At 49.9% G+C, this 24,281-nt stretch carries 20 protein-coding genes; 14 read left to right on the plus strand and 6 right to left on the minus strand.

Translation table 11 applies throughout. The features are described from left to right. Positions 1-15: 15 nt before the first annotated feature. The 6 genes from fhuB to hrpB form a co-directional block, all read right to left on the minus strand. Positions 16-1,998, minus strand: coding sequence for a Fe(3+)-hydroxamate ABC transporter permease FhuB (gene fhuB / locus K0335_RS10300; protein WP_219393811.1), 1,983 nt, complete (start codon positions 1,996-1,998; stop codon positions 16-18). Beyond that, positions 1,995-2,885 carry a Fe(3+)-hydroxamate ABC transporter substrate-binding protein FhuD gene (gene fhuD, locus K0335_RS10305; RefSeq protein ID WP_012599873.1) on the minus strand — a complete coding sequence of 297 codons (891 nt, stop codon included), beginning with the start codon at positions 2,883-2,885 and terminating at the stop codon, positions 1,995-1,997. The genes fhuB and fhuD overlap by 4 nt, the downstream gene beginning before the upstream one ends. Further along, positions 2,885-3,682, minus strand: a complete 798-nt coding sequence (gene fhuC / locus K0335_RS10310) for a Fe3+-hydroxamate ABC transporter ATP-binding protein FhuC (protein WP_104920507.1) — start codon at positions 3,680-3,682, stop codon at positions 2,885-2,887. Before fhuC ends, fhuD begins: the two co-directional genes overlap by 1 nt. A 50-nt stretch (positions 3,683-3,732) precedes the next feature. Beyond that, positions 3,733-5,928 (minus strand): ferrichrome porin FhuA, encoded by a 2,196-nt coding sequence (fhuA, locus tag K0335_RS10315; protein WP_219393812.1) that lies wholly within the window; start codon positions 5,926-5,928, stop codon positions 3,733-3,735. 219 nt (positions 5,929-6,147) lie between these two features. Then, on the minus strand, positions 6,148-8,682 hold the full coding sequence (gene mrcB, locus K0335_RS10320; RefSeq protein WP_046082496.1) for a bifunctional glycosyl transferase/transpeptidase: 2,535 nt from the start codon (positions 8,680-8,682) through the stop codon (positions 6,148-6,150). 93 nt (positions 8,683-8,775) lie between these two features. Continuing rightward, positions 8,776-11,205: an ATP-dependent helicase HrpB gene (hrpB, locus tag K0335_RS10325; RefSeq protein ID WP_104920508.1), complete on the minus strand. Its 2,430-nt coding sequence runs from the start codon at positions 11,203-11,205 to the stop codon at positions 8,776-8,778. Between the two features lie 73 nt (positions 11,206-11,278). Here hrpB and thpR point away from each other — a divergent pair, with 73 nt between their 5' ends. The 14 genes from thpR (at position 11,279) to panB (ending at position 24,279) form a co-directional block, all read left to right on the plus strand. After that, positions 11,279-11,809, plus strand: coding sequence for an RNA 2',3'-cyclic phosphodiesterase (gene thpR, locus K0335_RS10330; protein ID WP_104920509.1), 531 nt, complete (start codon positions 11,279-11,281; stop codon positions 11,807-11,809). 14 nt (positions 11,810-11,823) lie between these two features. Then, a complete protein-coding gene (gene sfsA, locus K0335_RS10335) occupies positions 11,824-12,528 on the plus strand; it encodes a DNA/RNA nuclease SfsA (protein WP_104920510.1) in 705 nt (234 codons plus the stop codon). Between the two features lie 178 nt (positions 12,529-12,706). Further along, a complete protein-coding gene (gene dksA / locus K0335_RS10340; RefSeq protein ID WP_001155227.1) occupies positions 12,707-13,162 on the plus strand; it encodes an RNA polymerase-binding protein DksA in 456 nt (151 codons plus the stop codon). Between the two features lie 65 nt (positions 13,163-13,227). Beyond that, positions 13,228-14,124, plus strand: a complete 897-nt coding sequence (gene gluQRS / locus K0335_RS10345) for a tRNA glutamyl-Q(34) synthetase GluQRS (protein ID WP_176912999.1) — start codon at positions 13,228-13,230, stop codon at positions 14,122-14,124. Positions 14,125-14,183: 59 nt separating this feature from the next. Then, on the plus strand, positions 14,184-15,581 hold the full coding sequence (gene pcnB, locus K0335_RS10350; protein WP_206748349.1) for a polynucleotide adenylyltransferase PcnB: 1,398 nt from the start codon (positions 14,184-14,186) through the stop codon (positions 15,579-15,581). Beyond that, on the plus strand, positions 15,578-16,057 hold the full coding sequence (gene folK / locus K0335_RS10355) for a 2-amino-4-hydroxy-6-hydroxymethyldihydropteridine diphosphokinase (protein WP_104920512.1): 480 nt from the start codon (positions 15,578-15,580) through the stop codon (positions 16,055-16,057). The genes pcnB and folK overlap by 4 nt, the downstream gene beginning before the upstream one ends. A gap of 348 nt (positions 16,058-16,405) precedes the next feature. Next, positions 16,406-16,999: a fimbrial protein gene (locus K0335_RS10360; protein ID WP_104918244.1), complete on the plus strand. Its 594-nt coding sequence runs from the start codon at positions 16,406-16,408 to the stop codon at positions 16,997-16,999. Between the two features lie 48 nt (positions 17,000-17,047). After that, positions 17,048-17,806 carry a fimbrial chaperone gene (locus tag K0335_RS10365; protein WP_219393813.1) on the plus strand — a complete coding sequence of 253 codons (759 nt, stop codon included), beginning with the start codon at positions 17,048-17,050 and terminating at the stop codon, positions 17,804-17,806. Between the two features lie 41 nt (positions 17,807-17,847). Then, complete coding sequence (locus tag K0335_RS10370) at positions 17,848-20,448, plus strand: outer membrane usher protein (RefSeq protein WP_160193852.1); 2,601 nt, start codon at positions 17,848-17,850, stop codon at positions 20,446-20,448. 13 nt (positions 20,449-20,461) lie between these two features. Continuing rightward, positions 20,462-21,016 carry a fimbrial protein gene (locus tag K0335_RS10375; RefSeq protein WP_104920514.1) on the plus strand — a complete coding sequence of 185 codons (555 nt, stop codon included), beginning with the start codon at positions 20,462-20,464 and terminating at the stop codon, positions 21,014-21,016. A 14-nt stretch (positions 21,017-21,030) separates the two neighbouring features. Beyond that, the gene (locus K0335_RS10380) at positions 21,031-21,624 is read left to right on the plus strand and encodes a fimbrial protein (RefSeq protein WP_046076752.1); all 594 of its coding nucleotides are present in this window, start codon (positions 21,031-21,033) and stop codon (positions 21,622-21,624) included. Positions 21,625-21,644: 20 nt separating this feature from the next. Then, positions 21,645-22,235, plus strand: coding sequence for a fimbrial-like protein (locus K0335_RS10385; protein WP_104918240.1), 591 nt, complete (start codon positions 21,645-21,647; stop codon positions 22,233-22,235). Positions 22,236-22,246: 11 nt separating this feature from the next. After that, the gene (locus K0335_RS10390; protein WP_104919982.1) at positions 22,247-23,353 is read left to right on the plus strand and encodes a fimbrial protein; all 1,107 of its coding nucleotides are present in this window, start codon (positions 22,247-22,249) and stop codon (positions 23,351-23,353) included. A gap of 131 nt (positions 23,354-23,484) precedes the next feature. Continuing rightward, entirely contained in the window at positions 23,485-24,279 is a 795-nt protein-coding gene (gene panB, locus K0335_RS10395; RefSeq protein WP_000805466.1) for a 3-methyl-2-oxobutanoate hydroxymethyltransferase, read from the plus strand. Positions 24,280-24,281: the final 2 nt, after the last annotated feature.

Consider the following 24,281-nt stretch of genomic DNA (forward strand, 5'->3'; position numbering starts at 1 on the left):
GGGCGAGGCATTTTATTAACGGCTCTGCTTTCTCAACAAATAAATAAAATATGGCGCGCCGATAAACGTCGACAGCAGCCCCGCCGGGATCTGGAACGGAAACAGCACCATTCGCCCGCACCAGTCTGCGAACACCAGCAACAATCCCCCCACCAGCGCCGAAATCACAATATGCGGCATCGTCCGTCGAAATCCCATCATCCGCGCAATATGCGGTGCCATCAGACCAACAAAACTCAACGGTCCAATGGTCATTGTCGCGGTCGCCGTCAGGCAAGCCGCCAGCAGCAGTAGCGCAATTCGCGTCGGCGTCAGCGCCATTCCCACTGCTCGTGCGGTATCACCGCCCAGCGGTAAAATGGTCAGCCAGCGGCGGCACAGCGGGGTAATCGCCAGCAAAATCACCATCACAATTCCCGTGCGCCAGACCTGCGCCTCGGTCGCGTTGTAGGTCGAACCGGAAATCCACGTCAGCACTTGCGCCATTCGCGGGTCACCACTTGCCTGCAACATCATCAAAAGCATGGTGAACGCAGTACTTAAGGCCATCCCCGCCAGTAACATGCGGTGTGGGGAAAATCCACCGCGCCCGGCAGCGATCATAATGATCAATAGCGTCACCGCCGCGCCGAGACTGCCCGCGGGTAACAGCCAGCCAAAGGCATTACCCGGCACCAAAAACAGCATCAACACCACACCAAACGCCGCGCCTGAACTAATCCCCAGCACTTCCGGGCTTGCCATCGGGTTTCCGGTCAGCCGCTGAATAATACAGCCCGCCACTGCCAACATGATGCCCGCAAACAGTGCCGCCATAATTCGCGGCCAGCGCCAGGGCATTAAATCATCGAGCAGCGCCCCGCTCGCCCACGTCCAGCCGTGCGCATCACGACCAAACGACAGCGCCACCACCACAGCAATTATCAGCAGCACACCGCCAGCAAGGGCAAACGCCAGCACATGTTGGCGTTCAGTCGCGACACGATCGTTGGCCTTCATATCCGGCGCACTGATGCTGCGTAAACGCGGCAGCAGCCACAGTAACAGCGGCGCACCTATCAACGCCGTCACCGAACCGGTAGAAACTTCCATCCACACGCGAGTCAGCCAGAGGATGATTTGATCGGAAAGCCAGAGGATCAGCGCACCAATCAGTGACGCCAGCAGCAGTCTTGGCAGCAGACGCCGCGCCCCCAGCATTTTTGCCAGCAGTGGCGCGAACAACCCGATAAAGCCGATAATCCCCACCGCGTTCACCAGCAGAGCACTGATGACTATCGCCAGCGACAGCGCCGCCAGACGCGCGAGCGATAAAGCCAGTCCGAGATTACGCGCCACGCCATCATCAAGCCCCATCAGGGTTAATGGACGAAGTAGCAGTAACGTCAGCATCACGCCGCCCAGCAGCTGTGGCCATAAACGCTCAACGCCGCCCCAGTCGGTTTGCGTTAGCGTTCCGGTACTCCACAGGAACATGCTTTGTAGCTGGTCGTGATGGAAGATAACCAGTAACTGATTCATTGCCCCGCAATAAAGGCTCACCACAAGCCCCGCGAGGATCAGCGTTACCGGAGAAAGCCGTTTCCCCCACGCGACGCCAAAGACAATTAAGCCAACCACACAAGCCCCTGCCAATGCAGCAAACTGGCTCGCCATAGCACCAGGGATCGCCCAGAGCGTGGTGACGGTAATCCCCAGTTGCGCGCCTGTTGCAACGCCCAACGTCGTCGGTTCCGCCAGCGGGTTACGTAACACTTGCTGAAACAGCACGCCCACCAGTCCCAGACCCGCCCCCACCAGCAGCGAAATCGCCAGACGTGGCAGCAAGCTGTAGTGAAAAATCATCTGCTCGATGACATCGATATCCGGCGACCAGATGGCCTGCGCCCACTGACTACGCAGCAGCGCCTGCGAGAAGTTCATCCAGGTGAGCATTGCTGCGACAATCACCAGCAGCGCCAACAATAACACCGGGAAAAGCGCAATACGTTTACTCACGCTTTACCTCCAATGGCGTTATCCAGAATACGCACAAAATGCATTGCCGAGAGCGTCGCACCATAAAACCAAACTGCGGGGACGCGCTGAAAGCGTCCGGCACGGACAAACGGCATGGCCTGCCACAGCGGGGTTGCCATTAGTGCGTCCATGTCTTTGCTGTTGTCGTGATCAAAACAGAGCACATCAACGTCCTTATACGCTGCCAGACGATCGATACTGACGGCAGTACTGCCCCAGAAGTTGGTTTCTCCTTGCCAGGCATTTGGGATGCCGTACTCATCGAGAATTTCCTGGAACAGGCTGTTCGGGCCGAAGACCAGCATATGGCGCGGATCGATAAGCGTCGTCAGCAATAACGGGCGCGCACCACGCTTCACAAAGCGGGGTTTCATGCTGCGGATGAAGTCTTCATAGTGCGCTAAATGCGTTTCTGCTGCGCTTTGCAGGTTAAGTAAATCTGCCATTTCCGTCAGCGATTTACGCGCCATCGCCAGCGGCTGTTTGCCGTCGCTGAAGTTAAATCCGCGCCCCGGCGCAATACGTGCCAGCATTTCTGGCGAAGGGCCATATCCTGCCGACCAGACCATAAACGACGGCTTCATTTCGGTCAGCAGTTCAAGGTTAGGTTCTGTCCGCAAACCGACGTCAATCACCGATTCAGGTAATGGCGGTTCGCTGACCCACAGGCGATAGTTGATGGTATCCGCCACGCCGTAAGGTACGATGCCGAGCGCCAGCAGTAATTCCACCGGCAACCACTCCAGCGCCACAATACGATTGGGATCAATAGCCGCCGCGTGGGCGGTATTCATCTGCCATAACAACGGAGAAAGCGCCATCGCCGTTAACAGTCGACGGCGCGAAATAAGAGGTAAGCCGCTCATCAATAAACAAAACTCACAGGTGCAGCACCCGCCGGATGCGGCAAAATACCCATCGGGATGCCATAAATCATTTCGAGGGTTTCGCCGCGCATAATTTCCGCAGGCGTTCCCTGAGCAATCATTTCACCGCCGCGCAGGGCGACCAGATAATCACAGTAACGCGCAGCCATATTGATATCGTGCAGCACGGCAATGACCGTCAGGCCACGCTCCTGACTTAAACGATGCACCAGCGCCAGCACATCAACCTGGTGGGCGATATCCAGCGCCGAGGTCGGTTCGTCCAGCAACAGACAACGGCTATCCTGCGCCACCAGCATGGCGATCCACGCCCGTTGACGTTCGCCGCCAGAGAGGCTATCGACCAGCCGATGCGCCAGCGGTTTTAAGCCAACCAGCGAGATAGCCTCTTCGACCTTTTCGCGATCTGCCGCGCCAAAGCGCCCCAGCGCGCCATGCCACGGGTAACGACCAATCGCCACCAGTTCACGCACCGTCATCCCTTCTGCCGGAGGAAGCTGCTGCGGCAAATAAGCCACTTTGCGAGCAAACGCTTTGCTGCTCCAGCTTTCCAGCGGCTGGGCATCAAGAATAATCTCACCTTCCGACGGTAGCTGATGGCGGCCAAGCATTTTGAGCAGAGTGGATTTACCAGAACCGTTGTGACCAATCAGACCGGTCACTTTCCCGGCAGGAAAGGTTAACGACAGCGGATGCAAAAGCGTGCGCCCGGGCACACGAAAGGAGATATTACGCAGTGCAAAAGTGGTATCGGAATGATTCGTGTATTCCTGCATAACAGCCAACTTGTGAAACGGGCACGGAAATCCGTGCCCCAAAAGAGAAATTAGAAACGGAAGGTTGCGGTTGCAACGACCTGACGTTCTGCGCCCCAGTAACATGCATAATCACGATAGCAACTGGAGACATATTCGCGGTCGAACAGGTTATTTACGTTAACACCAACAGAAGAACCAGGCATACCGAAACGAGCAAGATCATATTTTATCATTGCATCAACCAAGGTATACCCCCCAACATTGAATGTCTGATTGGTCTTATCACCCGTAGTGTAGAAACTTGAGGTGTCGCCAAAATAACGTGCCCCTGCACCAAGACTCAGACCACTAAGAGCTGTTTCGTGGAAAGTGTAATCTGCCCACAGCGAAGCCATATTTCGGGGGACCTCTGCCGGGCGTTTACCCTTGTACAGTGTATCTTTGGTGTATTCAGCATCGGTGTAGCTGTATGCCGCAGTCACATTGATATTAGCGTTGACAGCTGCTTTGGCCTCAATCTCAAAGCCACGAGAACGAATCTCCCCCCCTTGTACGCTAAACAAAGTATTACTTGGATCTGCAGTCAGATTTTTGTCTTTCGTTAATTGGAATACCGAGGCAGTGACAGTGACAGGCGTATCTTTTGGTACGTATTTGACACCTGCTTCGTACTGCTTACCGCGAGAAGGATCAAACGGTTTACCTTCTTTAGTAGATCCAGATACTGGCTCGAAGGATTCGCTATAACTGAAATAAGGTGAAATACCATTATCGAACAGATAATTAATACCACCTCTCCAGGTGAACTGCTGATCGTTAATTTCATCCAAAGAACTCGTTGAACGAGTATAGGTAGAGGTTTTCGCAAAATCGTAACGACCACCCAGCGTCAATACCCACTTATTCCACTCAGACTGATCCTGAATATAAAGGCCTGTCTGTTCCTGACGGTTAATTACCGCATATGGGAAATTGATATTGATATTGGCGTTACCGTACTGTGGATCCGTCATGCTAATCGGATTAGCAGTACCATAGTTTGCATCAATATCGTTACGCATTCGCAGGTAATCCACGCCAGTAAGCAAAGTATGCGCTACAGCACCGGTAGCAAAGTTGGACTGTAGTTGCGTATCAACAGTAAACGAATTTAAATCTTCGTCTGAACGTACATAAGCACGGCTAATTTGCGCTGGCGCGATGTAACCATTGCCATATACTGCATCGTAGAGTGTATGAATGCGGGTATAGCGCAGATTCTGACGTACAGTAAAAGTATCATTAAATTCATGAGCAAAACTGTAGCCAATTAATTGTTGACGACGAGACATCTTATTATCTTTCTCGCCTTCATTGAAATCTGTTGGCAATTTGTGCCAGCTACCATTTGCATCCTGATAGGGAACAACAGTTCCCTGGCGCGGTAACCAACCATAATAGCCCGCATCGGGATCACTCTGGAAATTACTCAGGAAAGTGAAATCCGTTTTATCATCAGGACGCCAACTGAATGAGGGAGCTACTGCATACCTTGTAGTTTTTGCGTACTTTTGTTGCGCATCCTGACTACGTCCTAATCCCGTCAAACGATATGACCAAACGCCATCATCATCTATTGCATCACTAAAATCGAATCCGGTCTGCCAAAGATTATCCGTTCCCATTTTGAACTGGATCTCTTTAATCGGATCCGTTGAAGGCCGTTTGCTTACCATGCTCACTACTCCGCCCGGATGGCTTTTACCATACAGTACGGATACTGGGCCACGGAGTAATTCCACACGCTCAAGGAAATAAGGATCGATAGAGGCTTCAGAGTAGTTATCCCCCTGAAGTTTTAAGCCATCCAGATATTGGTTAGTATTTACTGTACTGGCTGTAGTAAATCCACGTATAGAAACAACATCATACGTTGTTGAACTACCACGCGTTGAAAAGACACTTGGCGTATAATCCAGAGCTTCTTTTACCGTTGCGGGTTGTTTGATATCCATCTCTTCCCGGGTCACAACCGAAATGGACTGCGGCGTTTTTTCAATTGGTGTATCCGTTTTAGTCGCAGTAGCAGAGTGCTTCGCCGCAATAGTTGCAGCCGGTCCCCATGCGCTTTCTTGCGGCGCTGGTGCAGCGGTAACGGTGATAGTGTCTTCTTTCGGTTCAACCGCTGCCTGTGCATAAACAGACATGCCGCTAACCGCTGTGGCTACTACAACTGCAATTTTACGCAGTGAGTGTTTTGGCTGAGCAGTTTTGGAACGCGCCATTGGTATATCTCTGATGTAAAGTGAATGATAACGTAAACGAGAATGATTATTATAAAGATGAGATAATATTCGAAACGCTGGCGGGTTCGCAAGCGGTACGCAATCTGAGCATTCCTGAGGGGTTAATAAACAATCAGATGAAAAGAAAGGGTTAATACTTTGGGTAGGATGTTATTTTACCGGATGGCGACTCGCCATCCGGTATGTCACGCTTAGACATTAATTACTACCAAACATATCCTTGATCCAACCTGCTACGCCGTCACTGTCTTTCTGCTCTTGCTGAGCAGGTTGCTGTTGCGGCTGTTGCTGCGGCTGAGAAGACTGATCAAACGGATTGCCTGACGGTTGCTGCTGCATCTCACTCTGCTGGCACAGCGATTGCGGATCGCTGGTCCAGACCGGTAAGACACGCATGCCACCGCTGCAAACAAAGTTGCCGTCATAGTCCACGCCCATATCAGCAATGTCTTCTGGCGGAACAAGATTCAGCGGTGTTGGCGTCTGGTTAGCCAGATAACGCTGATAAATCGACATTGCCCCGCTGGCTCCATACAGTTTGGTCGGCTGGTTGTTATCACGGCCTACCCAAGTGATAGTCACCGTGCTGCCGTCAATGCCCGCAAACCAGGTATCTACGTTGTTGTTGGTAGTACCCGTTTTCCCTGCCAGATGCAGATTTGGATATTTCGCCCCAAGCTGACGTCCCGTACCGCGTTGTACCACCTGCTGCATGGTCCATAGTGTCAGATACGCCGCCTGAGCCGGAACAGCGCGTTCCGCCTGCGGGAAGCTCTGATACAGTACCTTGCCATCTTCCGCGATTACCGAACGCAGCGCAGAAAGCGGCGCGCGGTTACCGCCGCTGGCGATAGTCTGGAACGCCTGCGCCACTTCGATTGGCGTTAAGTTCAGAGCTCCCAGCAACATTGCCGGAACCGGATGCAGCTGATCTTTCGGTACGCCCAGTTTAATCCAGGTATCCGTAACCGCAGGCAGCCCCAGCGCCATCCCCAGATTCACCGTCGGCACGTTCATTGAACGGGTCAACGCATCCACCAGCATCACTCTGCCGCTTTCGCTATAACGACGGTCATCGTTCTGCGGTGACCAGACCTGGCCATTCGGCTGACGCAGCGCGATTGGCGCATCGGCAATCCACGTGTTCAGGCGATAGATTTTCGGCTGGCTTAAGGCCGTCAGATAAGTCGCTGGTTTTGCAAGGGAACCAATCGAACGACGCGCCTGCATCGCACGGTTGTAACCTGCAAACTGCGGCTCAGAACCACCGACCATCGCACGAACTTCACCACTAAAGCGGTCGACGACCACAATTGCCGTTTCCAGATCGCTTAACTTACGCTGTTTCTTCAGTGCCGGAATGCCTTCCACGGCGGCTTTTTCCGCCGCGTCCTGAGCCACCGAGTCAAAGGTAGTGAAGATCTTCACGCCGGAGAGATCTTTTACCTTATCGCCTAATTTCGCCTGCAGCTCCTGACGCACCAGTTGCATAAAGGCTGGCTGTGGAGAGATTACCCCACCACGCGGCTGAACCCCCAGCGGACGTGCACTCAACATGTCATAGAGCTCTTGATCAATAATCTGCTGTTGTTGCAGCAGACGCAGCACCAGGTTACGTCGCTCCAGCGCCAGTTTCGGGTTACGCCACGGGTTATAGATCGACGCCCCTTTCACCATACCAACCAACAGCGCCTGCTGGTCGAGACTCAGCTCTTCTACCGGGCGACCAAAGTAGTACAGGCTCGCCAGCGGGAAACCGCGGATTTCGTTGTCGCCGCTCTGACCGAGATACACCTCGTTCATATACAGCTCAAGAATGCGGTCTTTGCTGTAACGCGCATCCATGATCAGCGCCATGTAGGCTTCGTTCGCTTTACGCCAGTAAGAACGTTCGCTGGAGAGGAACAGGTTTTTCACCAACTGTTGCGTCAGCGTACTCGCCCCCTGTACCGTGCGTCCGGCGGTCAGGTTTGCCAGCACCGCACGTCCGATGGAGTAGAGACTGATCCCATCATGCTCGTAGAAATGACGGTCTTCTGTCGCCAGCAAAGTATCCACCAGCAAATCCGGGAAACCACTGCGCGGCACAAACAGACGCTGCTCACCGTTTGGCGAAGAGATCATGGTGATCAGACGCGGATCAAGACGGAAGAAACCAAACTGTCGGTTGTTCTCCATATTGACGATCGTCGACAGGTGATCGCCATCAAAGGTCAGACGCGCACGCACCTGCCCTTCTTTACTGTCCGGGAAATCAAACGGACGGCGGATCATCTCAATGCTGTTGGCCTGCACGGTAAATTCGCCAGGACGGGTCATTTTTGACACCTGACGATACTGGGTCGCCTCCAGCAGCTTCACCATCTCGTTCTTGCTGATGGTCATGTCTGGCTCAAGGTTGACCATCCGGCCATAAACTGCCGCGGGCAGTTGCCAGACCTTGCCATCAATACGGCTGCGAATTTTTTGATCGAGATAAACGCCGTAAATGGCGATCAGCACGGCAAAAACGATAGCCAGTTTTAGCAGCAGCCATAGCCAGCCGCGTTTGCCACGAGGCTTACGCCCTTTGCCTTTGCCCTTACCTTTGCGCGGCATCGGTTCTTCATCCTCATAGTCATCATAATCGTCGTAATCATCGTCATCTTCGTAACGACGACGGCTTACCTTTTGTTTGACCGGACGCGTCGGTTTCCCTTTGCGTCCAATTGGCTCGCGGTCATTCCCGGCCATGCTTTTTCTCCGCTATATTCAGGCGCAAAAGCCCGATTTTCTGTTCTTCTGTAACAAGACAGAAGAAGATATCTCTCAAATTTACTTTGGTCTTCATGAATACTTTTTCGTCCGTCGCGTCGGTGCGGTATTTGCCGGATCATCCGGCCAGACGTGTTTGGGATAACGCCCTTTCATCTCTTTTTGCACCTCGCGATACGCACCTTTCCAGAAGGCGCTCAAATCTCGTGTGATTTGCAGCGGCCTTTGGGCAGGAGAAAGCAACTCCAGCACCAGCGGCACGCGCCCCTGGGCGATCGTCGGATTGGTGGCCTCGCCAAACATCTCCTGCATTCTCACCGCCAGCACGGGCGGGTTATCTTCATGGTAACGAATGGCGATCCGGCTTCCCGTCGGCACAGTGTAATGCGCAGGCAATTCACTATCCAGACGTTGCTGCATCCCCCAATCAAGTAATCCGCGTAGCGCCTGATAAATATCGAGTGATTTCAGGCCGCGTAGCGAATGTACCCCTGTCATATGCGGCAGTAGCCACGTTTCCAGCGTCGCCAACAAACTTTCATCATCAACCGCTGGCCAGTCATATTCTGGCAACCACCTGGCGGCGCATAACAAACGCAAGCGTAGCTGTTCCGCTTCCGCCGTCCAGTTGAGCACGCTTAAACCTTTATCACGAATGCCGTTAAGCATCGCCTGATGCAACTCGTCTTCTGAAGGCTTCGCCAGCGGCTGCATTTTTACCGTCAGTTGGCCAATTTGCAGCCGACGCCATGCTTTCAGCGTACCTTGCGCATCATCCCACTCCACGGTGTCCGATTGCTGCACCAGCTGCGGACAGCGTTGTACTAATTCATCGATATCGACCAGTAGCGCCAGTAAAATCCGCGCATCCGGCGAGGCGGTGCCCTGCAATAATAACGGTGCGATCAGCCATTCGTGGCGGCTTAGCGCATCGTCGGCATCGAGCATCGCCCCCATGCCGTTTGCCAGTTGATAGCGTCCATCTTGCCCACGGCGGCGAGCAATGCGATCGGCAAACGCTCCGGCAAGTAACGGTGCGATAAGCGAACTGTCTGCCTCACCGCCGCATACGTTTAAGCGCTTTAACAGTTGCTGGCTACGTTGCTGCCAGGCTGGTTGATTACGCGAAAACGCCACATCCAGATCGATATTGCCCATCCGTGGTGGCTCTTCGAGAATAGCGGCAATTTTTGCAGCGGTAGCAGCTTCGTCGTCGCTCTTTGCGCTCACCAGCATTGCCGCTAAACGCGGATCGTTACCCAGCGTCGCCATTTTCTGCCCTTTCGTGCTTAGCCGTTCACCGTCCATCGCCCCCAGCATCCGTAACAGGCGTTTCGCGGCCTGTAAATTCACGGCTGGCGGTTGATCCAGCCAGCTCATCTGCGTCGGATCGCTGCATCCCCATTGCAGTAATTCCATCAGCAAACCGGAGAGATCGCTTTGTAAGATTTCCGGTTCACTTTGCGCGGAGGCGCGTTCTGCTTGTTCTTTGGCGATTAAATGTAGACAGATCCCCGGCTCCAGACGTCCGGCACGCCCCGCACGCTGCGTCATAGATGCCTGACTAACGCGTTGAGTAATCAGCCGCGTAAGCCCCGTGCGCGGATCAAAGCGCGCCACACGTTCCTGAGCACAATCCACCACCAGACGAATACCTTCGATGGTTAAACTGGTTTCAGCAATATTGGTTGCCAGCACCACTTTGCGCATCCCTTCTGGTGCCGGAAGGATCGCTTTTCGCTGATCGTTCAGCGACAACGCGCCATACAGCGGGCAGAGCAACACATCACTACCGATGCGCGAAGCCAGTTGTTCCTGAACGCGATGAATTTCTCCGACACCAGGTAAAAATAACAGTAATGATCCGCGTTCCTGACGCAGCAATTCGGCGGTGGCAACCGCCACGGCTTCATCAAAACGCTGATGAGCGGGCAGCGATAAATAACGGCGTTCAACCGGAAACGAGCGCCCTTCTGAGATGACGACGGGCGCTTCTGGCAGCATCTGCTGCAAGCGGTCATTGTCCAGCGTAGCCGACATAATCAGTAGTTTAAGGTCATCACGCAGACCTTGTTGCACATCGAGTAACAGCGCCAACGCCAGATCCGCCTGCAAGCTGCGCTCATGAAACTCATCGAGGATCACCAATCCAACGCCGCTCAGTTCAGGGTCACGCTGGATCATGCGCGTCAACACGCCTTCGGTAACTACTTCCAGGCGAGTATTTGGCCCGACACAGTTTTGCGAGCGCATCCGGTAGCCAACGGTATCACCTGGCTTTTCGTTAAGCAGCTCCGCCAGTCGTTGCGCAACGTTACGCGCCGCCAGACGACGCGGCTCCAGCAGGATAATGTTTCCGTTAATGCCGGGATGCGCCAGCAGTTGCAGCGGCAACCAGGTTGATTTCCCGGCCCCGGTTGGCGCACTTAATAACACCTGCGGCGCACAATCAAGAGCGGTAAGTAATTCAGGTAAGACGGCAGCAACGGGCAACGACGACACAAAACGCTCCAGAGGGTTAACAATCTTCGCGCCACATTGTAGCATCGCGGTAATGCATAACCGAGTACCTCACATGTCCGGGCCACAAAGGCTGTTCTTTGCTATCGAATTACCTGCACAAATCCGCAAACAAATCGTTCACTGGCGGGCAGAGCAGTTTCCCCAGGAAGCGGGCCGCCCGGTTGCCGCCGGGAATCTCCATCTGACGTTGGCATTTTTGGGTGACGTAAGTAGCGAGAAACAGCAGATCCTCAGCCAGCTTGCCGGGCGAATTCGTCAGCCAGGTTTCACCCTAAGACTCGACGATGCCGGGCAATGGTCTGGGGCTCGTGTAATATGGCTGGGAACACGTCAGCCGCCGCGCGAGCTGCTACAACTGGCCAATTTATTGCGCTCACAGGCCGCACGTAGCGGCTGCTATCAAAGCCCGAAACCTTTTCATCCGCACATTACGCTATTGCGCGACGTAAGCCATGCGGTGGCGATTCCCGCACCAGGATTTTGCTGGTCATTTCCGGTGAGTGAATTTGTTCTGTATGCCTCCACGTTTACCCGTGGCTCTACCCGCTATACAGCATTGCAACGCTGGACATTAACGCCATAACAAGGAATTGATCGATGCAGTTTTTCCCACCTTTACAGCGTGCCACATTAATCCAGCGCTATAAACGCTTTTTAGCCGATGTGATCACACCTGATGGTCGTGAATTGACGCTACACTGTCCCAATACAGGTGCAATGACTGGCTGCGCCACGCCTGGCGATACGGTCTGGTATTCAACGTCAGAGAATACAAAGCGTAAGTATCCTCACACGTGGGAACTGACTGAAACGCAAGCTGGCGCATTGATTTGTGTGAATACGCTTTGGGCCAATCGTCTGACGAAAGAAGCCCTTGAGAATGACTGGCTTTCAGAATTGTCAGGCTATAGCGAGTTAAGGAGCGAAGTAAAATACGGGGCCGAACGCAGCCGTATCGATTTCATGTTACAGGCAGGGTTTCAACCTGACTGCTATATTGAAGTGAAATCGGTTACGTTAGCGGATCACGCACAAGGCTACTTTCCCGATGCAATCACCCAACGTGGGCAGAAACATCTTCGGGAATTGATGAGCGTAGCGGCTGAGGGGCAACGAGCGGTAATTTTGTTTGCCGTGTTGCATTCAGCCATTACACGGTTTTCACCCGCGCGGCACATAGATATGAAATACGCGCAACTTTTGACTGAAGCTCAGCAAAGGGGGGTAGAAATTCTGGCCTATAAAGCTGAAATTTCTGCCGAAGGCATGTCGCTTAAAAAATTATTACCCATTACGTTATAGTGGAGTAAGTAACTGGTTATTTTACATTCTGGTCGCGTGCGCAAATACGCTTTTCCTCACAAGCTTGTCAAGTGTTACGTTTAGATAATTGCTATCCGGAAAAGCATCTGCTATTTATAGCGGCCTCATTTTTTCCCCCGCACATGGGGATCGATAGTGCGTGTTAAGGAGAAGCAACATGCAAGAAGGGCAAAACCGTAAAACATCGTCCCTGAGTATTCTCGCCATCGCTGGGGTGGAGCCATACCAGGAGAAGCCGGGCGAAGAGTATATGAACGAAGCCCAGCTGGCGCACTTCCGTCGTATTCTGGAAGCATGGCGTAATCAACTCAGGGATGAAGTCGATCGCACCGTTACACATATGCAGGATGAAGCAGCTAACTTCCCGGACCCGGTAGACCGTGCAGCCCAGGAAGAAGAGTTCAGCCTCGAACTGCGTAACCGTGACCGCGAGCGCAAACTGATCAAAAAGATCGAAAAAACGCTGAAGAAGGTTGAAGACGAAGATTTCGGCTACTGCGAATCCTGCGGTGTGGAAATCGGTATTCGTCGTCTGGAAGCGCGCCCAACAGCTGATTTGTGCATCGACTGCAAAACGCTGGCTGAAATTCGCGAAAAACAGATGGCGGGCTAAGCCAACCGTTTCATCACGTTTACCACAGGCGGGAATTACTCCCGCCTTATTTTTTGTTCAAAGAGATGACTGACACACATTATATTGGCCGCTTCGCCCCCTCACCTTCCGGCGAGCTCCATTTTGGTTCTCTGATTGCCGCGCTCGGCAGTTTTCTTCAGGCTCGTGCCCAACACGGTCATTGGTTAGTACGCATTGAAGATATTGATCCACCGCGTGAAGTTCCCGGTGCCGCTGATACCATTCTGCGCCAACTGGAACATTACGGGCTGCACTGGGATGGCGAAGTTCTTTGGCAATCACAACGTCACGATGCCTACCGTGAAGCGCTAGCCTGGTTACAGCAACAAGGGCTGAGCTACTATTGCACCTGTACCCGTGCACGGGTGCAGAGCGTCGGCGGAATTTACGACGGGCATTGTCGTGAGCTGCATCATGGACCTGAACATGCAGCTGTGCGAATAAAACAGACGCACCCAGTGACACAATTTACCGATCGCCTGCGTGGTGTTATTCACGCTGACGAAAAACTGGCCCGGGAAGATTTTATAATTCATCGCCGTGATGGGTTGTTCGCCTACAACCTGGCTGTTGTGGTTGATGATCATTTCCAGGGCGTTACAGAAATAGTGCGTGGGGCTGATCTGATTGAACCGACAGTAAGGCAAATTTCGCTGTACCAACTCTTTGGCTGGCAAGTACCGGATTACATCCATTTACCGCTGGCGCTAAATCAACAAGGCGCTAAACTTTCCAAGCAGAATCATGCGCCTGCGTTGCCGAAAGGTGATCCACGCCCGGTACTAATCGCGGCGTTACGTTTCCTTGGGCAACCTGAGCTTCCGTCGTGGCAAGATCTCAGTGTTAATGAATTATTACAAAGTGCAGTGAACAACTGGCGGCTCACCACAGTGCCAGGGTCAGCAATTGTAAATTCAACATTCTCAAATGCGTCATGCTGAGCTATGATTAGCCGCTATTTTTTTGTCCTGAATGATGTTTGACACTACCGAGGTGTACTATTTTTACCCGAGTCGCTAATTTTTGCCGCAAGGTGCTAAGCCGCGAGGAAAGCGAGGCTGAACAGGCTGCCGCCCGTCCACAGGTGACGGTGATCCCGCGTGAGCAACATGCTATCTCTCGCAAAGATATCAGTGAAAACGCTCTGAAGGTAATGTACAGGCTCAATAAAGCGGGATACGAAGCCTGGTTGGTTGGCGGTGGTGTACGCGACCTGTTACTTGGCAAAAAACCAAAAGATTTTGATGTCACCACCAACGCCACGCCGGAGCAGGTTCGCAAACTGTTCCGTAACTGCCGCCTGGTAGGTCGCCGTTTCCGTCTTGCTCATGTCATGTTTGGTCCAGAGATTATCGAAGTCGCAACCTTCCGTGGACACCACGAAGGTAATGTCAGCGACCGCACGACATCCCAACGCGGGCAAAACGGCATGTTGCTGCGCGACAACATTTTCGGTTCCATCGAAGAAGACGCCCAGCGCCGCGATTTCACCATCAATAGCCTGTATTACAGCGTGGCGGATTTCACCGTACGCGATTACGTTGGTGGGATGCAAGACCTGAAAGAAGGCATTATTCGGCTGATTGGTAACCCGGAAACGCGCTACCGTGAAGATCCGGTACGTATGCTACGTGCCGTGCGTTTTGCCGCGAAACTAAACATGCAAATCAGCCCGGAAACCGCCGAGCCAATCCCGCGCCTGGCCGCATTGCTCAACGATGTACCGCCAGCTCGCCTGTTTGAAGAATCTCTTAAACTGTTGCAGGCAGGTTACGGTTACGAAACCTACAAGCTGCTGCGCGAATACCATCTGTTCCAGCCGTTGTTCCCGACCATTACTCGTTACTTCACCGAAAACGGTGATAGCGCAATGGAACGGATGATTATTCAGGTGTTGAAGAACACCGATAACCGTATTCACAACGGTCTGCGCGTGAATCCTGCGTTCCTTTTTGCAGCGATGTTCTGGTATCCGTTAATGGAGACAGCACAACGCATTGCCCAGGAGAGCGGTCTGACCTGGTCAGATGCCTTTGCACTGGCAATGAATGATGTACTGGACGAAGCCTGCCGTTCGCTGGCGATCCCTAAACGTCTCACTACGTTAACCCGCGATATCTGGCAATTGCAGTTACGCATGTCGCGCCGCCAGGGTAAACGCGCATGGAAGCTGCTGGAGCATCCAAAATTCCGTGCGGCTTATGATCTTCTGGCACTTCGTGCCGAAGTTGAGCGCAATTCTGAATTGCAACGCCTGGCAAAATGGTGGGGTGAATTTCAGGTTTCTGCGCCACCAGAACAAAAAGGCATGCTTAATGAGCTTGACGAAGATCCGGCACCGCGCCGCCGTCATCGTCGTCCACGCCGACGTGCCCCGCGTCGTGAGGGTACGGCGTGACCATCGCCTATATCGCCATCGGCAGCAATCTGGCCTCTCCGCTGGAGCAGGTCAATGCTGCCGTCAAAGCACTTAGAGAAATTCCTCAAAGCAAAATTCTTGCTGTTTCCTCTTTTTACCGCACCCCGCCGCTGGGGCCACAAGATCAACCTGATTACCTCAACGCCGCCGTGGCACTTGAAACCTCCCTCGCCCCGGAAGAGTTACTCAACCATACACAGCGCATAGAGCTGCAACAGGGTCGTGTTCGTAAAGCTGAACGCTGGGGACCACGCACGCTGGATCTCGACATCATGCTGTTTGGTAATGAAGTGATAAATACCGAACGTCTGACCGTTCCGCACTACGATATGAAAAATCGTGGCTTTATGTTGTGGCCGCTGTTTGAGATTGCGCCGGAGCTGGTTTTTCCTGATGGCGCATCGCTGCAAGATATACTTAATATTCTGAATACTGCACAACCTGCGATCTGGTAATTCGAGTTAATTACATTTACAAATCAACTCAAAAACTTCTTGATTATAGTAGATACTCTACCCCTTCAGAAGGAAATTATTTCCTAGCATAAACATAAGTTTGAATTTATACACATTAAATATTCTACAATCACTTTGTAAATTATTTAACTTGACATTTAAATTCATACGCACAGCAAATAAATTCACTTATATTTCACTATAAAATTGAATCATCATAAATAAATCAATAAACCACACAAATACATTCAACAAAATGATAATTACCCCCACCTTACATTACAACCACATATTCAGTATTATCCGCCCGCTACATTAACTAATAACTTTTTTGTAAGGATACATGTAATGAAAAAAACACTACTCGCAGCCGCGCTAGTGATGGTTTCTGGTTCCGCTCTGGCTGTAGATGGTGGTCATATCGATTTTAACGGTCTGGTTCAGTCCGGTACCTGTAAAGTCGGCGTAGTAGACGCGGGTATGCACAGCATCACTACCGATGGCGTAGTAACACTGGATACCGCAAATGTTACTGATAATTTTGCCGAAGTTAGCGCAACTGCTGTTGGTCTGCTGCCGAAAGAATTTATGATTTCTGTAAATTGTGAACCAGGTAAGTCAGAAGCATCTTTAACTATGGGTTCTGCAAGCTACGCAAACACCAGTGGTACTTTGAATAACAATATGAACATCACTGTAAATGGCATCCAGCCAGCAGAGAATGTGAATATTGCAGTTCACAACATGACCAACAAATCTGGCGCGGCTGAGATTAAACAGGTACACATGAACAACTCTGCAGAAAAACATCTGTTGACTTTAGATGCTGATGGTGACGGTCAATATGTGTTCAATGCTTCCTATGTAAAAGCTCCGAACAGCCAGGACGTTACTTCTGGTCACGTTACCACTAACGCACTGTACACCATTACTTATAACTAATGGCGTAATGAGCATAAGGTTTGCCTGCGGGTAAGCCTTATTTTACTAATGTCACATAATTACACTATAGCAAGGAGTGCTTATGTTTTCCTTTGTAAAAAAAACGTTAGCGTATTATTTATTAGTACATTACTGACCAGTGCCCCTGCATTTGCCGATATCATAATTTCCGGCACACGTATCATTTATTTCGCAGATAAAAAAGATGTTAACGTTCGACTGGAAAACAAAGGCAATCGGCCCTTGTTAATTCAAAACTGGTTGGATACAGGTGATGACAATGCTGATCCCAGTCAGATCAAAGTTCCGTTTACCTCTACGCCACCTGTATCGCGCATTGAACCTAAGCGTGGGCAAACGGTAAAAGTGATGTTTACTGGTACAACACAACTTTCTGCGGACCGGGAAAGTGTTTTCTGGTTTAACGTGCTGGAAGTCCCGCCCAAGCCGAAAAATGCCGAATCAGACAAAAATTTATTACAACTGGCTTTCCGTACCCGTATCAAACTTTTTTATCGCCCAAGTGGATTACAAGGTGAACCCGCTGAAGCACCAGCCAAACTGACGTGGAAGTTAAACAACTCGCAGCTTCAGGTACAAAACCCAACCCCTTACTACGTTTCATTCAATGATGTCACTCTGGAAAGCGGTACCAGGAGTTACAAAGTCGACTCCAGCATGGTTGCGCCTTTTGCTCAAGCGAGTTTCGACGTTACCGGTCTGCCGGGCAGTGTGTCATCAGGAAAAGTTATTTACAAAGCCATTAATGATTATGGCGGCAACATTGATGGCAGCGCGTCACTTTAATCACTAAACGGATTCACCTTTAAATCGCCAGGAACGCAACCTTGTATACGTTAACTCATCAGAAAAGTCGTCTACCGAAAAAAACACTTCTGGCTGTATGTTGTGCTTTTTTCTATAGCGCCAACGGAGCGGCAACAGAAAGCGTGGAATATGACAGTTCCTTTTTGATGGGGGCTGGGGCATCGACCATTGATATTAAACGTTATTCACAGGGTAACCCAACGCCTCCTGGTGTTTATAACGTCCGCGTATTTGTCAATGAGCAACCCGTTGCTAGTTTAGAACTCCCTTTTGTTGATATAGGGGAAAACAGCGCCGCGGCCTGTATAACACGTAAGAATCTGGCACAATTGCATATTAAGCAGCCAGAATCCCCCATTACGCTGATTGCCAGAAAAGGCGAAGAAGGCGATTGCCTGGATATCAAAAAATCGATTGAGCAGGCGGAAGTCCGCTATGACGGCGGTGAGCAGTATCTGGAGATCTCAGTTCCGCAGGCGTACGTCTATAAAACCTATGGCGGTTATGTTGACCCTTCACTTTGGGAGTCGGGTATTAATGCCGCCACGCTTTCTTACTCATTAAACGCCTACCACTCAGACTCTTATAATGACAACCGGGACAGTATCTACGGCGCCTTCAACACTGGCCTCAATTTTGGAGTCTGGCACCTGCGTGCTCGCGGCAACTATAACTGGTCACAAGATAACGGTAACAGTTTCGACTTTCAGGATCGTTACTTACAGCGTGATATCCCGGCTATACGCTCACAAGTGATCGTGGGTGATGCCTATACCACCGGTGAAACCTTCGACTCAGTTAATGTGCGTGGTATGCGTCTTTATAGTGACAGCCGTATGCTACCATCCGTACTGGCCAGCTATGCGCCAACCATTCGTGGCGTAGCAAACTCTAACGCCAAAGTGACGGTGACCCAGAACGGCTATAAAATATATGAGTCCACCGTTCCACCGGGTGAATTCGTAATTGACGATCTCAGCCCTTCAGGGTTTGGTAGCGAATTGGTCATTACGATTGAAGAAGCAGATGGCTCTAAACGCTCATTTACCCAGCCGTTCTCTTCTGTCGTGCAGTTGCAACGCCCTGGCGTTGGCCGTTGGGATATTAGTGCCGGACAAATTATCGATGACAGCTTGCGTCATGAGCCAAATATGGCTCAGGCCTCGTTTTACTACGGATTCAATAATTTGTTCACCGGTTATACCGGCGTACAAATTACAGATAACGACTATATGTCTGGCCTTTTGGGGCTTGGCATCAATACCAGTATCGGTGCCTTTGCGGTGGATGTCACACATGCCCGCACCGAAATTCCTGACGATAAAACATATCAGGGGCAAAGTTATCGTATTACCTGGAACAAATTGTTCGAAGCTACAAGCACCTCATTTAACCTTGCTGCCTATCGTTATTCCACCGAGAATTACCTCGGTCTACATGATGCGTTAGCCCTCATCGATGACGCCAATCATTTGTCGTCCGACGAAAGCAAAGACACCATGCGTACCTATTCGCGTATGAAAAACCAATTTACCGTTAGTGTAAATCAACCGTTGAATTTTGCTTATGAGGACTACGGTTCACTCTTTTTATCTGGTAGCTGGACGGACTACTGGGCTGGCAATAATAACCGTACTGAATACAACGTTGGCTACAGTAAAAGTGTTTTTTGGGGGAGTTTCAGCGTCAACTTGCAACGTAGCTGGAATGAAGACGGCGATAAAGATGATGCAATGTATTTGAACGTTAGCGTTCCACTGGAAAATATTTTCGGCGGTAAACGTAAATCATCAGGGTTCCGTAACCTAAATACTCAATTCAATACCGATTTCAACGGCTCACATCAGTTAAACGTCAGTAGTTCGGGTAACAGTGAAGATAATCTCATCGGTTACAGCGTGAATACGGGCTATAACCTTGATAAAGACTCCGAAGATGTCGCTTCCGTTGGTGGATATCTTAGCTATGACTCCATATGGGGAGGTTTTTCCGCTTCTGCTTCTGCCAGCACCGATAACAGACAACAATACTCTGTCTCTACCGATGGTGGTTTTGTACTTCACAGTGGCGGCCTGACCTTCACCAATAACAGTTTCGGTAGCAATGACACTTTAGTCGTAATTAAAGCACCTGGCGCGAAGGGTGCACGAGTCAATAACGGTACTGATGAAATCGATCGCTGGGGTTATGCCGTTTCCTCATCCTTAAGTCCATATCGTGAAAACCGTGTGGGGTTAAATATTGAAACATTGGAAAACGATGTCGAACTAAAAAGTACCAGTGCCACCACTGTACCTCGTAGTGGCTCCATTATTCTTGCCAGTTTTGAAACTGACCAGGGGCGTTCTGCAGTCCTGAATATCAGTGCCAGTAACGGCAAATCTATTCCTTTTGCCGCTGAGGTTTATCAGGATGAAATTATGATTGGTAGCATGGGACAAGGTGGTCAGGCATTTGTGCGCGGTATTAATGATAACGGAGAATTAATTGTTCGCTGGTTCGAAAACAGTCAAACAATGAATTGTAAATTGCATTATCAACTTCCGGCACAACCAGAAACATTAGGAAGTACAAATACTTTATTATTAAACAACCTTACCTGTAAGTTGGTTAACCACTAAAATGGAACACTCTATGAAAAGGCTCATAATAACATCCGCGCTAATATGTCTGGGAGTACCTACAATTAGCTCTGCGACGGATATTAATGTCGATTTCACTGCAAGGTTATTAGCGACAACCTGTACAATAACCATAAAAACAGATGATGGTCCTGTGGTTGTCGATAATGGTAACAACGACTATAGCCTGACTATCCCAACCGTGGGTCTGGATAAAATTGCTAAAGCGGATGCTGCTGCACAAGCTAATTTTAAATTAGTTGCCACCGGATGTAGTGAGGGTTATACCAAAATCTTCACCAAACTTTCAGGTGCATCAACTTCAGGTAATTTAATAAAAAATGAAGCAACGACCACACCAGCCGCCAACATTGGTATGGGTATCAAACGGAGGAACCAGGCAGACTCGGCATTTATCACACCTAATAATGTTATGAGCATTGAATGGTCAACCACCGAAAAGGCCTCTGGTTTACCCCTAACTGTCGCCCTACGTGAAACAACTGCGGGAACAGGAAATACGGGAAATTTCCGCGCTAAAGCTACCTTTCACTTCACATACGAATAACAGGAACAACAACCATGAAAATAAAAGCTATAGCTACAATGATTGTTACTGTTGTCGCAGGAAGCGGTTTCCTGGCGAATAATGCCCTGGCAGGAACAACATCAGCAACCTTGACAGTTGATAGTATCGTTACGATGGGCACCTGTACCTCCACACTGCTCGATACCAATGATACCCAAATATCAACTGTTGCGTTTGGTGATGTGTATATTTCAGAACTTGTCAATAAAAGTAAGAAAAAGGCATTTAAGATTCGGTTTAGCGATTGTGCGGGAATTCCGGGTAAAAAGGCCAAAGTGAAATTAAGCCCCAGGACACCAGGCTGTGCAACGAATAATGCAGCCTTTGCCAATAAGTCAAGTAATGGCCCAGCGACCAACGCAGCAGTTGAAGTATGGACAACCATTACACCAGGGGAAAACGAAAGTGTTCAATTCAATTGTTCCACAGTAAATACCCAAACAGTAGATCTTTCAACCGTAACCGTAACAAGACCTTATGACTACAATCTAAGTGCTCAGATGATCATTGCTAACGGTGGAACAGTGTCTTCTGTAACACCAGGAGATTTTCTTTCTCCTGCCACCTTTACTATCACTTATCAGTAACAACAGATAAGGACATTATAATGCTTTTTAGGCATCATAATTTCGCGCTCTTATTAGGGCTGGTAACAGCCCTCTGCTCACCTGTTGGTTATGCTAATCAGGATGTGGATCTCACTGCAAATATTGTGTCGAGCACCTGTCAGGTGACAGTGAATAATAATGGGGTTGTTGATCTCGGTACCGTGACGCTGGATTATTTCTCTGACAATATCACTCCAGAAACTGACTATGCTGGTGGCAAGAATTTTACCGTTAATGTAGTTTCCTGCGACAACTTACAAACCACACAGTCGCAGATTAAATTAGATTTTCAACCACAATCGGGGACGCTTACTCAGGGAAACTCTCAAATTTTCAGCAATCAGTATGAATTGCAACCCACTGGTGCAAAAAATGTGGGGATAGTGATTTTTTCGGCACAGCCTAATGAGCAAAAATTTAACGTTCGGGGAACTGACGGAACATCAAAAGCCATTTATTCCGTGCCCTCCAACCAAGTCACACCCTCTACCTGGACATTCTATTCCCGAATGCAAAGAGTCAATAACTCTCTAGCACCTGTAGCTGGTATTGTGAGAAGTCAGGTTATTGTTAACGTTTATTACGAATAATAAGGATCAATATGCAAGGGAAAGTCAATAAACTGTTTTTTCATATATGCAGCGCAATGCTGTTATTTTTGACATCGTCCTGGTGTGTGTTTGCTAGCACGGGTTCTGAATGCTATATAGAAAGCAATTCAGCCGGGGATTACACTATGTTAATTAATGCTCCCACCTATACTGTAGTAACTCGTCAGGTTACTAGCCCTCAGGAAATGGCTGATGCAGTAAAGGATGTACCGATCGTACTTCGGGGGGATGGTATTGGATGTAAAGCTATACCAGATGGTGATGAAACTGTACACTTTCTTAATACTGCTGATGCCGGCCTGATATCAGGATATGAGTCAGAGCGAGGTGGTACATTATTAAAAACTACTGTTCCAGGTATTGTGTATACCGTAGAATTAATTTGTAGTGGTTGTGACCCAGAAATAAACTTAAAACTTCCGACTGCTGGTGACGATAACTTCACTCCCAACTCTAATACATGGTGGGTGTGGGCTCCAACAAGTAACAAATGGGTGCTACGTTTTCGTTTTTACTATACTCCAGAGTTCAAACCTACAAATGGCGTTTCCAGCGGAACATTATTACCTGGAAAAATTGCCTCCTGGTATCTTGGTATCAACACCCAACCCTGGATAAATTTTTTCGTTAACACAGAGACATTTAATTTTACTGTAGATCAACCTACATGTGCTACCATTGCTCTGGATTCAACCAACCAAAATATCAGCGGTAATAAAATAAATTTGGGAGACCATTATGTTTCCCAGGTTAAGCAGGACGCCTCCCGAGTAGTTCCATTTTCTATTCGAGGCGATTACTGCTACGCAAATAAAATTACAGTAAAGTTGAAAGCCACAACTGCAGCACCAAATAAAAAATTAATTGGGAAATCATCCGGTTCAGCAACTGGAGTTGGCGTAAAAATCTACTCAACCACGAATAATGTTCAGTTATACGCAGACAACAGCAACGAGATTATTTTTAACTACGCCAACTGGTCAAACCACATTCTTTATTTTCCCTTTACTGCACAACTGGTAAAAGATGGTGGCAATGGCACAATAAGCCCAGGGGATTTTACTGGTAACGCGACATTCTCTTTTTCCTATGAATAAGTAAGTTTACTCCAACTCAACGCACCAGATTCAAACTCTGGTGCGAAACTTTCTTCACACTAAAAACCATTGCCCCCCTGATTTCGACTGTTAGAATGCGATCAATCTGACTTTAGCCATCAGGATACGTTATGAAACCGACCACCATTGCTTCATTGCAGAAATGCAAACAGGACAAAAAACGCTTCGCGACAATAACCGCTTACGACTACAGCTTCGCTAAATTGTTTGCCGAAGAAGGACTTAACGTGATGTTGGTTGGCGATTCGCTGGGCATGACTGTTCAGGGGCACGACTCCACACTCCCGGTAACCGTTCAAGATATCGCCTACCACACTGCTGCCGTACGTCGTGGCGCACCGAATTGCCTGCTGCTGGCCGACCTGCCGTTTATGGCGTATTCCACCCCGGAACAGGCCTTTGAAAATGCCGCCACAGTAATGCGTGCCGGAGCCAATATGGTCAAAATTGAAGGCGGCGCATGGTTGGTTGAGACAGTACGCATGCTGACTGAACGCGCAGTTCCGGTGTGTGGTCATTTAGGTTTAACCCCGCAGTCAGTGAATATTTTTGGCGGCTACAAAGTACAAGGGCGAGGCGATGAAGCGGGCGATCAACTGCTCAGCGATGCGTTAGCCTTAGAAGCCGCTGGTGCACAGTTGCTGGTACTGGAATGCGTACCGGTTGAACTGGCGAAACGCATTACCGAAGCGCTGGCGATTCCGGTAATCGGCATTGGCGCGGGCAACGTCACCGACGGGCAAATCCTCGTAATGCACGACGCGTTCGGTATTACCGGCGGCCATATCCCTAAATTTGCAAAAAATTTCCTTGCCGAAACGGGCGACATCCGCGCAGCAGTGCGTCAGTATATAGCTGAAGTGGAGTCCGGTGTTTATCCGGGCGAAGAACACAGTTTCCATTGAGG

Source organism: Escherichia sp. GZ89, assembly GCF_019366485.1.
In the GTDB taxonomy this organism is placed as follows: domain Bacteria; phylum Pseudomonadota; class Gammaproteobacteria; order Enterobacterales; family Enterobacteriaceae; genus Escherichia; species Escherichia fergusonii.

Excerpts from the sequence above, each read along its gene's own strand:
- dksA (WP_001155227.1), top strand. The coding sequence starts at position 12,707 with ATGCAAGAAGGGCAAAACCGTAAAACATCGTCCCTGAGTATTCTCGCC.
- thpR (WP_104920509.1), top strand. The coding sequence starts at position 11,279 with ATGTCCGGGCCACAAAGGCTGTTCTTTGCTATCGAATTACCTGCACAA.
- K0335_RS10390 (WP_104919982.1), top strand. The coding sequence starts at position 22,247 with ATGCAAGGGAAAGTCAATAAACTGTTTTTTCATATATGCAGCGCAATG.
- fhuD (WP_012599873.1), bottom strand. The coding sequence starts at position 2,885 with ATGAGCGGCTTACCTCTTATTTCGCGCCGTCGACTGTTAACGGCGATG.
- K0335_RS10375 (WP_104920514.1), top strand. The coding sequence starts at position 20,462 with ATGAAAAGGCTCATAATAACATCCGCGCTAATATGTCTGGGAGTACCT.
- mrcB (WP_046082496.1), bottom strand. The coding sequence starts at position 8,682 with ATGGCCGGGAATGACCGCGAGCCAATTGGACGCAAAGGGAAACCGACG.
- gluQRS (WP_176912999.1), top strand. The coding sequence starts at position 13,228 with ATGACTGACACACATTATATTGGCCGCTTCGCCCCCTCACCTTCCGGC.
- K0335_RS10380 (WP_046076752.1), top strand. The coding sequence starts at position 21,031 with ATGAAAATAAAAGCTATAGCTACAATGATTGTTACTGTTGTCGCAGGA.
- K0335_RS10360 (WP_104918244.1), top strand. The coding sequence starts at position 16,406 with ATGAAAAAAACACTACTCGCAGCCGCGCTAGTGATGGTTTCTGGTTCC.
- sfsA (WP_104920510.1), top strand. The coding sequence starts at position 11,824 with ATGCAGTTTTTCCCACCTTTACAGCGTGCCACATTAATCCAGCGCTAT.
- fhuA (WP_219393812.1), bottom strand. The coding sequence starts at position 5,928 with ATGGCGCGTTCCAAAACTGCTCAGCCAAAACACTCACTGCGTAAAATT.
- K0335_RS10365 (WP_219393813.1), top strand. The coding sequence starts at position 17,048 with ATGTCACATAATTACACTATAGCAAGGAGTGCTTATGTTTTCCTTTGT.
- fhuC (WP_104920507.1), bottom strand. The coding sequence starts at position 3,682 with ATGCAGGAATACACGAATCATTCCGATACCACTTTTGCACTGCGTAAT.
- panB (WP_000805466.1), top strand. The coding sequence starts at position 23,485 with ATGAAACCGACCACCATTGCTTCATTGCAGAAATGCAAACAGGACAAA.
- K0335_RS10385 (WP_104918240.1), top strand. The coding sequence starts at position 21,645 with ATGCTTTTTAGGCATCATAATTTCGCGCTCTTATTAGGGCTGGTAACA.